The sequence below is a fragment of the Natronosalvus caseinilyticus genome (assembly GCF_017357105.1).
Taxonomy (GTDB): Archaea; Halobacteriota; Halobacteria; order Halobacteriales; family Natrialbaceae; genus Natronosalvus; species Natronosalvus caseinilyticus.
On the sequence record NZ_CP071596.1, the window covers coordinates 1774837 to 1786751 of the forward strand.

12 protein-coding genes are annotated in these 11915 nt (G+C 65.2%); 7 read left to right on the plus strand and 5 right to left on the minus strand.

The annotated features are described in order from the left end of the window. Positions 1-30 precede the first annotated feature (30 nt). Positions 31-1791 carry an AAA family ATPase gene (locus J1N60_RS08595; RefSeq protein ID WP_312912294.1) on the plus strand — a complete coding sequence of 587 codons (1761 nt, stop codon included), beginning with the start codon at positions 31-33 and terminating at the stop codon, positions 1789-1791. A 39-nt stretch (positions 1792-1830) separates the two neighbouring features. Here the strand turns inward: J1N60_RS08595 and J1N60_RS08600 are convergent, their stop codons facing one another. Then, positions 1831-2799, minus strand: a complete 969-nt coding sequence (locus tag J1N60_RS08600) for a beta-ribofuranosylaminobenzene 5'-phosphate synthase family protein (RefSeq protein ID WP_312912295.1) — start codon at positions 2797-2799, stop codon at positions 1831-1833. 19 nt (positions 2800-2818) lie between these two features. Here J1N60_RS08600 and J1N60_RS08605 point away from each other — a divergent pair, with 19 nt between their 5' ends. Then, a complete protein-coding gene (locus J1N60_RS08605) occupies positions 2819-3694 on the plus strand; it encodes a glycosyltransferase (RefSeq protein ID WP_312912296.1) in 876 nt (291 codons plus the stop codon). A gap of 154 nt (positions 3695-3848) precedes the next feature. Here J1N60_RS08605 and J1N60_RS08610 read toward each other — a convergent pair whose 3' ends face one another. Together J1N60_RS08610 and J1N60_RS08615 are read right to left on the minus strand one after the other, a co-directional pair. Then, positions 3849-4319, minus strand: coding sequence for a hypothetical protein (locus J1N60_RS08610; RefSeq protein ID WP_312912297.1), 471 nt, complete (start codon positions 4317-4319; stop codon positions 3849-3851). A gap of 124 nt (positions 4320-4443) precedes the next feature. Continuing rightward, positions 4444-6387, minus strand: coding sequence for a beta-CASP ribonuclease aCPSF1 (locus tag J1N60_RS08615; protein ID WP_312912298.1), 1944 nt, complete (start codon positions 6385-6387; stop codon positions 4444-4446). Between the two features lie 410 nt (positions 6388-6797). On the opposite strand from J1N60_RS08615, the gene J1N60_RS08620 reads away from it, so the two are divergent. After that, on the plus strand, positions 6798-7277 hold the full coding sequence (locus tag J1N60_RS08620; protein WP_312912567.1) for a DUF7984 family protein: 480 nt from the start codon (positions 6798-6800) through the stop codon (positions 7275-7277). A 50-nt stretch (positions 7278-7327) separates the two neighbouring features. On the opposite strand, the gene J1N60_RS08625 is transcribed toward J1N60_RS08620, so the two are convergent. Continuing rightward, positions 7328-7924, minus strand: a complete 597-nt coding sequence (locus J1N60_RS08625; protein ID WP_312912299.1) for a hypothetical protein — start codon at positions 7922-7924, stop codon at positions 7328-7330. A 148-nt stretch (positions 7925-8072) separates the two neighbouring features. On the opposite strand from J1N60_RS08625, the gene nucS reads away from it, so the two are divergent. Together nucS and J1N60_RS08635 are read left to right on the plus strand one after the other, a co-directional pair. After that, the gene (nucS, locus tag J1N60_RS08630; RefSeq protein WP_312912300.1) at positions 8073-8834 is read left to right on the plus strand and encodes an endonuclease NucS; all 762 of its coding nucleotides are present in this window, start codon (positions 8073-8075) and stop codon (positions 8832-8834) included. 149 nt (positions 8835-8983) lie between these two features. Continuing rightward, the gene (locus J1N60_RS08635; protein ID WP_312912302.1) at positions 8984-9565 is read left to right on the plus strand and encodes an NUDIX domain-containing protein; all 582 of its coding nucleotides are present in this window, start codon (positions 8984-8986) and stop codon (positions 9563-9565) included. Positions 9566-9604: 39 nt separating this feature from the next. Here the strand turns inward: J1N60_RS08635 and J1N60_RS08640 are convergent, their stop codons facing one another. After that, positions 9605-9799: a DUF5800 family protein gene (locus J1N60_RS08640; RefSeq protein ID WP_312912304.1), complete on the minus strand. Its 195-nt coding sequence runs from the start codon at positions 9797-9799 to the stop codon at positions 9605-9607. Between the two features lie 153 nt (positions 9800-9952). Between J1N60_RS08640 and J1N60_RS08645 the strand changes: the two genes are divergently transcribed. Next, on the plus strand, positions 9953-10807 hold the full coding sequence (locus tag J1N60_RS08645; RefSeq protein ID WP_312912306.1) for a polymer-forming cytoskeletal protein: 855 nt from the start codon (positions 9953-9955) through the stop codon (positions 10805-10807). A gap of 242 nt (positions 10808-11049) precedes the next feature. Next, complete coding sequence (locus J1N60_RS08650) at positions 11050-11913, plus strand: electron transfer flavoprotein subunit beta/FixA family protein (RefSeq protein WP_312912308.1); 864 nt, start codon at positions 11050-11052, stop codon at positions 11911-11913. Positions 11914-11915 lie beyond the last annotated feature (2 nt).

An 11915-nucleotide genomic window follows, 5' to 3' on the forward strand; every position in this document is an offset into this window, starting at 1 on the left:
GACCAGGAGATTTCGAATGTAGTTACTAGTATGGTCGAGATGGACGTGCAATTTCTGGGCGGTGTCGCTGTAACGGTCTTTCTGGCGCTATTGTTTTTCGCGGTCGTCGTCCTCTGGGACCTCTCGCTCGCCCTCCGTAGCGTCGGTGACAAAGTCGATAAACTCGAGGACACGCTGGACGACGGGTTGACCGACGTCGGGCACAACCTCGAGGGATTTTCCCACGGTTCTGGCGGTGGGACCCAGCTGCATCTGAGTAGCGGGACGATCAGTTCGGGGCCGACGCAGGGTCCGGTCCAGCAGGGACAGCAGCCTCACCGCCCTCAACAGGGACAGCAGCCCCAGCAAGGACAGCAATCGCCACACCATACACCGGCGGGCCAGGCGCACACACAGCCACAGCCAGCACACGAGGACCAGGCCGAACAGGCGGAGCCGGCGTCCGAGGCCGAACAGGCTCGAGCGGACGACAATGCGGCGGACAACTCTGCGGCGGTCGACGAATCGGCTACGCGGTCGACCGACCCGGAGGGTGACGACGGTGCCGAGTCCGACGATGACAGTACCGAGTCGGCCGAAGTGGAGCACGAGGGTGACGATCAGGAGGAGACCGCGATCGACGGCGAGGCCGAGCTCGACCACGCCGAGGACGAGGAATCGGCACCAGACGACGCGCTGGTCGCTCGCAACCGCGGGAGATTCATCACGTCCCCGGATCGAACGGCATGGTACGCGACCCCGCTCGACCGGGATGCAATCGCCGACGCCAGGTACCCCCAGATCGCCGGCGAACTCGAGAGCGCCCCAGAACCGGATGCCGAGGACTCGAGTTCGGATGACGGTGGTGAGGGCTCGAGTTCAGACAGCGAGGATGACGGCGACGAGCAGAGGTCAACGGACGAAGGAGATGACGACGCGGAGACAGCGAACGCCGACGAATCCACCGTCTACGCCGCCCCGCCAGCGAATAGTCCCGACTCTCCCGAAGCCGTCCGAAAGCCGACGACGGACGGCTCAGGCGGGGCCGGACTCGAGGCGTCCTCCGCTGCAAATGGCGACGGCGACGTCGAACCCGATCACCTCGACACGGTGCCCGCCAGCGATTCAGATCCGGATCCAGGGACCGACGCCGATAGAGACGAATTCACCTTCTCGGAAGGGGTCGCTGCAGATGCCGACGCCGTGGCCGAGACTGAACGAGACTCGTCCCTCGAGGCGCCCGCTCCTCGAGAATCGAGCGATCTGGACGAAGCGAGCGACGACGGGAGTGTCGAGGTTGTGGATGACGGACCAGAGGAACTGGACGAATTGGACGGCACGGGCGAACCTGGCGAAACAGGCGATTCGGACGCACCGGACGAGGCGGCCGTCGCATTCGACCCGTTCGACCCTATCGATCACCTCGACTCCGTCGAGGACGACGCTGAAGACGAAATCGAGGAAATTCCGGTCGACCGTGCACTCGAGACGCTCAACGAGGAGAAACCGGACCTCTCGCTAAGCAGTCACGGCTTCGAGGTGTCCGCCGAGGAAGACGAGGACGGGGCCGTGTTGACCTACACGTTCGACCCCGAAACGGTGTCCATCACGGGGTCGACGAAGCGCTTACTCACCTATCAGCTCCAGAGCTTCGCGGACCAGGAGTCGACGCCGGACGGCGACGTGACGATCGACGGCCAGCAGATCGTCATCGACGTGCCGGACGCCGACGGCGCAGCAATCCAGCGCTGGGGACAGGGGGCCGTCAGCATCATCGATCGAACGCTCTACCTGTCGGACAACGGCAACTGAGCGCTCTCTCTTTATCGCTGCTCTCTTCCACTCCCTTTATCACCCTCGAGTCGCGCCCTCGGCCGCCGCCCGCGAGACGAGAACTCGTCCCTCGACACCCGTCCCCTCGAGTGCGTCTCTCGCCGCGACGACGGCCTCGTCGGCGTGTCGGTCGTCGGTGACGCCGTAGACGGTCGGCCCCCAGGACGATTGCCCGACGCCGGTGAGGACTGGACTCGAGGCCAGCGCGTCGACGAGTTCGCCTGCAGGCGGGCGAAAGACGCCGCCCTGGACGTCGGCGTACCAGGCTCCATTTTTGTGGCCGATGGTCGAAACCGCCTCGCCGAAGGCCTCGAGTCGCCCTTCCGTGGCCGCGGGGAGCAGTTTTCGCGTGAGGACGCCGGCGATGTCGTCGGCGATTCCCGGGTCGGCGTGTTCGATGACCGAGCGGAGACTGGCGTCCTCGTCCTCACCACAACGGCCGGGTTCGACGTCCGGGACGACGACCAGAAACCGCCAGGAGTCGGGGAGGTCGTGTCGGGCGACGACGGGCGGAACCGTCCAGTCGCCCTCGGCCGGCGGTTCGGTGGTGAACCGGCCCGTCGGATGGCCCGCGTCGACGACGAACCCGCCGTCCTCGAACGTTGCGACGCCAATCCCGCTCCGGCCGGCCCGCCCGAGCGCCGGCGCCAGGTCACGAATCGACGGCTCGAGGTCGTACGCTCCCGCCGTCGCCGCCAGGACGGCGAGGGCGAGTTGCGTCCCGCTCCCAAACCCGACGTGTCGCGGGAGCCGTTCCTCGAGGGCGAGAGAGACGCCGGGAACGTCGAGACGCCCGACCGCCCGCCGGGCGTACTCCTCGGCGAGTGGGTCCTCGACGCGGACGGCGTCCGCGGGTTCGGCGGCGACCGTCACGCGGGGCTCCTCGAGGCCGACCCCGATGCCGCCGTAGAGGCGCTCTCGGGCCAACGATAGGTTCTGGAAGCCGAAGTGCAGGCGGGCGCCCGCGCTGACGGTTACGCTCGGCATACTCGACAAAACGAAACGTGTGGAAAAGGGGGTTGCGACGGTGGCAACGGTCGCCGATGGTCTGCCTCCGTCGTTTCGAACCGGTAACTGCCGCCCCGAGGGACGAATCACCCCGATTTTTGTCCTCGAGACGACAGTCCGGTACATGGTCAGCGCCTCGGTCGTCGTACCGGCGAGAGACGAAGGAGCCCGACTCGAGGCGACGCTCGACTCGCTGTCGGCTCAGCGTTTCGACGGCGACCTCGACCTTGAGGTAATCGTCGTCGCGAGCGGGACGGAGACGATTGCCGCCGCTCGCGAGCACGCCGTCGTCGACCGCGTACTTTGCGACGAGTCCGGGAGTCGATCCGACGAGTTCGGAGATGGACCCGAAAAGACGGCCCTAGGGCCGGCCCGGGCGCGAAACCGCGGCGCGAAGCAGGCATCCGGCGACGTGCTCTGTTTCACCGACGCCGACACCGTCGTTCCGCCGACGTGGGTGCGGGACCACTGCCGTCACTACCGGAACGCCACCGTAGTGGGTGTCGGCGGCCCGCTCGAGCCGCTCGAGCCCGGTCTTCGCCACCGCGTCTGCTTTCGCCTCCTCTCGGACTGGTGGTACCGACTCAGCTGGCCGCTGGGGTTCGTCCAGCAGCCTGGTCCCAACTGTAGCGTGCGCCGGACGGCCTTCGAACGGGTGGGCGGCTTCGACGAGTCGCTCCCGTTTCTCGAGGACACGGATCTCTCTCTGCGCCTCCGTCGAGAGGGCGAGGGCATCTACGACCGGGAGTGTGCGGTCAGGACGTCCGTCCGCCGACAGGAGCGGGAGGGGTACGGGCGTCTCTTCCTGACCTATGCTCGCGGCTATCTGGCGTATCTGCTGCCCGGTCGGTCACCGCCGGCGACGTACTTCTAGCGCGTGGCTCGCACTCTCGAGAGCGCGGAATGCTGGCGTCCGCCGGCCTGGCCATCAGGTCGAGAAACGAAGGTCGGAATCCGTACCGTCACTAGCGGATCCTCGCAGTGGTTCGAACTCTTCCCCTACCGACCACCACTCCCGTCAGTCCTCGTTACTGCCCGTCACTCTCGTCGAAGGTACAAAACAGGTCGGACGAGCGATCGATCGAGTCGCACGGTTCGACCCTGAAGCGCAGGTCCGGCTCGAACGGGTGGCCGAATTCGAGACCGACGACGGCGCAGTTTTCGTCGACTTCGTCCGCTACGACGACGGACTGCCACTCGCCTTCCGTTCGTGCGTCGACGGTGAACGACTTCGCCTCGCCTGACCATCGACACTCGACGCTCTCGTGACTGGCGAGCACGTATCCATCTCCTCGTTCGGCCGCGTCGAGTTCCATCTCGGTTGTCAGAATCTCTGCATTCCCATCCAGGACGCGGGCCTCGAGCTGTTTCGGTTCCTCGGCGTGATTTATGCCGACGACCCCGGCCAGTTCGACGGTGTCGTCGAAAACGGAAAGACAGCCGCTGAAGCCTGCTACCGTACCCGCTGCGGTCGCCGAGAGATATCGCCGACGTTTCATACGCCAATATATTATTAGAATAGTAAAATAATATCGAAACATCGCGGACGACGCGATCGACAGTACCGGGATCGATTCGTTCTATCCGCAGCGAGTGCCGCGAGTGGCGTTCGACGGCGCCGACTCAGAGGAACCGGAACGTCTCGAGGTTCTTCGGCGCGAACGTCCGCATGTTGAACTCGTGGTAGAGCGCCGAGGAGAGGTCCTGGACGGAGCGTTCGTCGCCGTGGACGCAGAGGACCTTCTCGGGTCGGGGGTTCATCGTCCGGACGAAGTTCTCGAGGCCGGCGCGGTCGGCGTGGCCGGAGAAGCCGTCGACGGTGTCGACGTCCATGTTGAGCGTGAGCGTGCCGCGACCGTTCCCGTTACCGTTTCGGCTCATGCTCCCCACTTCGCTCGTCGGAATCTCGTCCCAGCCGTTCTGAATCCGACGGCCGAGCGTTCCCTGGGCCTGGTAGCCGACGAAGACGAGCGTCGAGTCCGGATCCGGACCGATGTGTGAGAGCCAGGACATGATTGGGCCGCCGGTGACCATCCCGGACGTCGAGAGGATGATGCAGGGACCGCCGTCAGCGACGTCCTGGCGTTCGTCCTCGCCGCCGTCGATGTGGTTGAACTCGTCGGCGAGGAACGGGTTCTCGTCCTCGTGGAAGATCCGATCCCGGAGGTCGTCGCGCAGGTACTCCGGATAGGTGGTGTGGATCGCCGTCGCCTCCCAGATCATCCCGTCCAGGTGGACCGGCATCGAAGGAATCTCGCCCTCGCGCATGGCCTCCTCGATGACGAGCATAATCTCCTGGGAGCGGCCGACGGCGAACGCCGGGATGAGCACCTTGCCGCCGCGCTCGGCCGTCTCCCTGATCACCTTCTTGAGTTTCTCCTCGGAATCGGCCTGATCGGTCTGGTAGTCGTTTCGCCCGCCGTAGGTCGACTCGAGGACGAGCGTCTCCACGCGCGGGAAGTCGTTGGTCGCGCCGTTGAACAGGCGTGTGTCCGTGTAGTGGATGTCACCGGAGAACGCGACGTTGTAGAGGCCGTCACCGATGTGGAAGTGCGAGACGGCGGAACCGAGAATGTGGCCCGCGTTGTGGAACGTGAGTTTGACGTCCGGCGCGATGTCGGTGACGTCGCCGTACTCGAGCGGGATCGTGTGTTTGATCGCCTCGCGGACCTGTTCGGACTCGTACGGTGGGGTTCGCCCCTCCTTGGCGGCGACGTCGAGGTAATCGAGTTGCAGGAGGCCCATGAGGTCGCGGCTCGGCTCGGTGCAGTAGATCGGACCGTCGTAGCCGTACTTGAACAGCAGCGGGAGCAGCGCGGAGTGGTCGAGGTGAGCGTGGGTGAGCACCACGGCGTCGATCGTCTGGGCGCCCGCGCCGAGCGCTTCGGGGACGTGGAGGTACGGCACCTCGCCTTCGGCACCGGGTTTGTCACCGCAGTCGATCAGAATCCGCGTTTCGGGCGTCGAGAGGATGAACGAGGCGCGGCCGACCTCTCGACAGCACCCGAGTGTCGTAATGCGGACCCACTCGTCGTCGGACATCTCCTCGCGGTGGATCTGTCGACCGACGCGCTCTAAGATGTCCCGGCGGTCGCTTCGCTCCTGTTTGAGGAAGTTGCGAACGTTCGAGACGGTCGAGGATTCGATCGGTGGGGTGCGGACGACCTCGGGCGTCCAGCCGACCTGTTTCGTGATCTCGCGAAGCGTCGAGCCGTGGCGACCGATCACCATGCCGGGCTTTGCGGCCTCGATAACCACTTCGCCCGTGTCGGCGTGGAAGTCCAGGTCCGTCACGCCCGCCTCCTCCGGAATCACGTCCATGATCTCCGCTCGAGCGGTGTCGGGCGGGGAAAGGACGTCCGGGTCGGGTCGGATCGTGATGCGCTTGCGAAGTTTGCTCGCGAGTTTTCGCACGAGGTCGCCCTGGCGGGCGAATTTCTTCGGATCGCGCGTGTAGACCACCAGTTCGGGGCCTTCGTATTTCACCGAGGAGACCGAGATGTCGTTCGGTAACTCGCTCGTGATCTCTGCTTTCAAATCGTCGAGTTGCTGCTCTACAGTACTCATAGTCGCCAGAGGTGGCTTGCGTGAACTCGTCGCCGGGCAGGTGCCGTCACGGCGAGGACACGGAACCAGATGCGGGTGACCGGTCGATCGCTGTCTACCCACACGAATCGACGAAGCCGGTTCGAAGCCGTCGAACGAACTGACCACGCCGATTCCGGTTCGGGTTCGGGTTCGGGTACGAATGGTCCACCGTATCGGATCATCGTCTCGAGTGTCCGGTGTCGTGCTGTGACGAGCACGCTCCCAGGTCGGTTAGCCTGGTTCGTGCGGGAAGATTCCAGGAAGAACCCGCTTATCGGAGCCTATCCGGTGCGTAGTATAAAAGTCTTCGCAACCCGAGTAGTTGATACGTCGACCCGACCCGCCCGAACGCACACGACGCTCGAGTCCGTAGGGCCGGTATGGACACGCTGACGCTGACGCCGGAGCGCGTCGTCGCCGAGCGCGACTGGGTACGAGATCGCGCGGAGACCGTCGTCTCGCTCATCAACGCCGTTCGAGACGAGTTTAGCGACCTCTTCGATACCGACGTCGAACCGGTCACCGAGGCGCAGTACCTCGAGGCGGTCGACGACGTCTTCGCCGACGGCGACCTCGCGGTCAACGTCGCCGGCATGATCGCCGTCCTCAGAGAACTCGACGTCGAGGGCGACTATCCGGGGTTCGTCGTCGACGAAATCGTCGGCCGAGAGCTCGCGGGCGCGATCGCCGGAACACAACCGCTCCGGACACTCGGGGAGGCCACGTTCCACTACGCGGACGTCCACCACCATGGTGGCGACGAAAATGCGGGTGTCGACGACCTCGAGGCGGCGCTCGCGGCCGGCTTTCAGGAGCGGCTACCGGGCTGGCCGTGGGTGGAGCGTGAGAGCCCCTTTAGCGTGCGATAGACGCGTGTCGCTACGCTCAGTCTCCGACGATAAACGCGTTCAGAACGCTATCAGGACGAGTTTTCGGACGAGTTCTCTTGTTGGTCTTGCTGATCTTGCTCGCCTTGCTGCCCTTGCTGTGCCTGCTGGCTCTGCACCTCCGCGAACCGACCGCCAGGCAAGAGCGCGCTGACGGCGTCGTCCTCGAGCGTGGCGACGAGCGGGCCGTCGTCGCCCTCGAGCAGGAGCAGCCCGTACTCACCGATGCTGCCGGCGACGGAGAGCCCCTCGGCGTCTTCGGCGTACGATTCGAACTCGGTGACGGCTTCGATCGTGAGTTCAACCTGCCGTTGTTGCAACTGGGCCTGGGCTTCCTGCTGGCTGATCTCGTCGTCTTGTATCTTCGTCCCGAGTTCCTGCCGGAGGGCGGCGAGTTCGGCCTGCCCCTCCTCGCTCGGCTCGACGACCGCGGCGATGCCGTCTTCGGGGTCGATCGTCGGCTCCTTGTTCGAGTACTCGGTGTCGTTCGAGCCGCCGGTGTCTTCCGTCTCGTTGCCGTCCGCCGGCGAGTCGTCCTGGGAGCGAAGCTGACTGCAACCAGCCAGCGAGGCGAGACCGGCTACGCCGGTCGCCTGGAGGACCCGTCGTCGATTGGGGGCAGCATCCATCGTGCCTTAGCGTCGAGGCCCGGCCGCCAATAAGCCTTGGCTATCGCAAGACGGAGCCTCGTTCCGGGCGGTTTTTACTCGCTCGAGTCCTGTCTCGACACGTGCGCCCTCTCCGCCGAAAGCACCTGTCCGAGCCACCAACCTCTCCATGACGACCGACGGCGACCCCCACTCCGTGACGCGACGATCACCCGTCACCAGTCTCGAGACACCCTCCCTCGCGACCGCTCGAGACGCCGTCCAGCGCGGCCTCGAGGACGACGCGCTCGTGACCGTCTTCGGGCGCTGTACGGTCGACTACGAGGGACGGGCGGCCAGCCGACTCGAGGCTGGCGACCGTCACGTCATGCTGAAGCCCGACGGCGCCGCACTCGTTCATACCGCGGAGGGTCAGCAGCCGGTCAACTGGCAGCCGCCGGGGTGTGAACACGCCGTCCGGGTCACAGATGGGGCGCTCGTCCTCCACAGCACGCGCTCGACCCCCGCGGAGGAACTCGTCGTCACCGTCGAGGACGTCCTCCAGGTGTCGACGTTCGCGATGTCCGACCCCGACTCGGTCGCCGTCGTTGGCACCGAGGCCGACCTCCGGGATCGCATCCTCGAGGATCCTGCCCTGCTCGAGCCCGGATTCACGCCGCTGGCGACCGAGCGCGAGACGCCCGCCGGGGCCGTGGACATCTACGGCGAGGACGACGCGGGACGCACGGTGGTCGTCGAACTCAAGCGACGGCGCGTCGGTCCGGACGCCGTCGGCCAACTCCGCCGGTACGTTGACGCCCTCGCTCGCGACCTCCACACCGAGGTCGAGTTGCGGGGTATTCTCGTCGCGCCCTCGGTAACCGATCGGGCGGGGCGGCTCCTCGACGAACACGGCCTCGAGTTCGTCGCGCTCGAGCCGACAGCTGATTGATTCTGGTGCTCGAGAGTTTCGCTCGGGTGGTCGTCGCGATCTTCTCTAGCTCGTCCCTCGACTTACTATGAAAAATATAGTACTGGACGTAGTTTGTCGCGATCTTTTCGACGGAAGCATTACGATGCTATAAAGTGACGTATGATACCATGAATCAGCCACCGTCATACTGCCCCTACTGTGGAGCGTCGGTAGAGGGCGTCGATTCCCCGATGCACTCGAGGGTCGAGACGCTGATGGTCTACCGCTGCGAGTCGTGCGACGACTACGTCTTCTACAACCCCACGCCAGGCGGGAGTGCCGTCGTCGTCAACGGCGACGCCCTGCTTCTCGTGGAGGACTTTCGCGCCTCCGGGGAGTGGAAACTGCCGTCCGGTCGAATCGAACTCGGCGAGTCGATGCGGGAGGGCGTCGCCCGCGAACTCGAGGAGGAAACCGGGCTCGTCGTCGATCCCGACGATCTGGTTTACGTCCACGACGAAGCGGGAGAGCCGGTTCCGGACCAGCATATGGTCAATGTCGAGTACGCTGTCCCCCGGTCGAAGACGAGCGGGACGCTCGAGGCCGGGTCTGACGCGACGGACGCCCGTTTTTTCACCCCCGACGAGTTCGAGTCCTCGTCGTTCATTCTCCGGGAGTCACACGTAGATCGGTTCGGTGACGAGAGTCTGCCGTGGCTCATGGAGGAGGCCAGGTCGGCACTCGAGCTGCAGTCGAACGCCTCACGCTGACGGATCGAGATACGGTCGAACGCCTCGAGTTAATTAAGTTCAGATGATGTCGGCGATGCGCCGCGGTTCGCCCTGGAGATTCGGCTGTTCGGCCACCATTTGCAACACCTCGTGGTCGGTCACGTCGGGGTAGGGTTTCCCGACGGCTTCCTCGATGAGGGCGCGCTCGAGGCGAAACTCGGTTCCTTCGTAGACGACGTCGACGCCAGCATCGTCGAACGCGAGCGTGGTCATACCGCCATCGAAGCGACGCGCGAGCAAAAAAGATGCGAACTGCGGGGCGTCCGTCCCCGCGACGTCGTCAGCGTTCGGCGCTCGAGGCCCCGTCTGCCGCCCGTCAGACGTTCGCGCGGGGTTTATTACCCGGGGGTCACATTGGCTCAGAGTGTGGCGTTCAGTAGCGATCCGCTCGACGAACTCGTCGTGCCGACGGGGACGGAAGCCGAGGAGCACGACCTCGTAACCGGCGGCGACGTGCTGGTCGGCGGTCGGTCGACGGTCGAGTTCGGCGTTCGCGGGCGAAACGTTCTCGCCGGCGAAGGCGCCAAGTTCGGCGGATCGATCGAGGCCGAGGGGGACTGTCGGCTCGACATGTGGTGTGAAGTGGCCGACAACGTCCTCGTCGGTGAGGACGCCTACCTCGGCGAGCGCGTTCACGTCGGCGGCGAACTCAAGGTCGCGGGCGACCTCGACATCGGCGACGACGTCGACATCGAGGAGGGGTTCGAGGCCAACGGCTGGATCGTCATCCGCAACCCGATGCCGACGATCATCTTCCTGTTCATGTACCTCAAACACCTCCTCCTGATCGGCGAGGAGGACGCCGCTCAGCAACTCATCTCCGAGGTCGTCGACGACGACACCGAACCCGAGACGGAACCGCTCGTCGTCCCGCGGAACGCGACCGTCAGCGACGACGCCTGGCGGGTCTCGACGCCGGCCCGAATCGGCGACGACTGCCGCCTCCACGGGAACGTCCGCGCGGAGTCGATTTCAGTCGGGACCAATGGCAACGTCTTCGGCAGCCTCCGGGCTCGAGGCGACATAGCGGTCGGCGAGGGAACCCGTATTCACGGCGACGTGACGACGCGCGACGGCGCCGTCGCGCTCGGACCCGACGTTCGCGTGCTAGGCGACGTCTCCTGTTCGGACCTCGAACTCGGCCCCGGCGCGGAGGTCGACGGCTCGATTCGAGCCAGCGGCGAAATCACGATGAATACGACGGAACGCGACCTCGAGTAGCGCACTCGAGTGGCGTCGGCGGCTCGCCGGTATACCGGCCTACCGACTTCGGTAGGGCGTTCTGACGACCGCGGTGTGACGCCTCGAGCGCGTGCTACCATCGCGTCCATCGGAAAAACCGGTTCGTGGGTCGAAAAAAACCGCCACGGCAGCGGATTTCACCACCATTCTTAATAACACCTGTTGTGATGGAACGTACTAGGCATGATACGAACAACCATACCACGTGAGTGGAGGCGAGTATGCGATCGGTAGTGCTGACGAAGGGCGTCCCGGACTTCTCGGAGGGGGCCGTCTCGTTCGACGAGGACGGCCACCTCGAGCGAGGGAAGACGCCGACGGTGATGAACCCGAACGACTACTTCGCGCTCCAGGCCGCCCTGCAGACGAAAGTTCGTCACGGCGGCCACGTCACCGGGATGAGTATGGGGCCGCCGAGTTACACGAGCGTTCTCGAGGAGGCGATGGGGTCGGTGTACGCCGACGACAGCATCCTGCTCTCGGATCGCGAACTCGCGGCGTCGGACACGTGGGCGACCGCGATCACGCTCTCGGCGGGGATCGAGAAGTACCAGGAGGAGATTGCGGACGTCGACCTGGTGTTCGCGGGCTTCAAGACGGCCGACGGGGAGACGGGTCACACCGGCCCGCAGACGACCTGGTGTCTCGACTGGCCGATCGTCACCCACGTCCTGGCGCTGGACATCGACCCCGACGAGCGGACGCTGCGAGCGAAACGCCTCGTCGAGGGCGACGTCGACGAGATCGAGACGGTCGAGGCGCCCCTGCCGTGTGTCGTCATCGCCGACCCTGAGTTCGAGCCGACTTACCGGAAGGCGGCTCACCGCCTCGAGCACAAGCGCCTGCGCGCGGAAACCGAGGAGCGCGTCGAGAATCACGACGACCACCTGACGACCTGGAACCACCAGGATCTCAACCTCGACCCGGACTACATCGGGCTGGACGGCTCGCCCACCATCGTCTCCTCGGTCGACCCGATTCCGAAGGCCCCCTCGGAACGGGAGGCCACGATGGTCGATCCGGGTGACGACGACGGAATGGGACAGGTCCTCGAAGAACTGCAGCCGTTTGCGACGGGTGACTGATC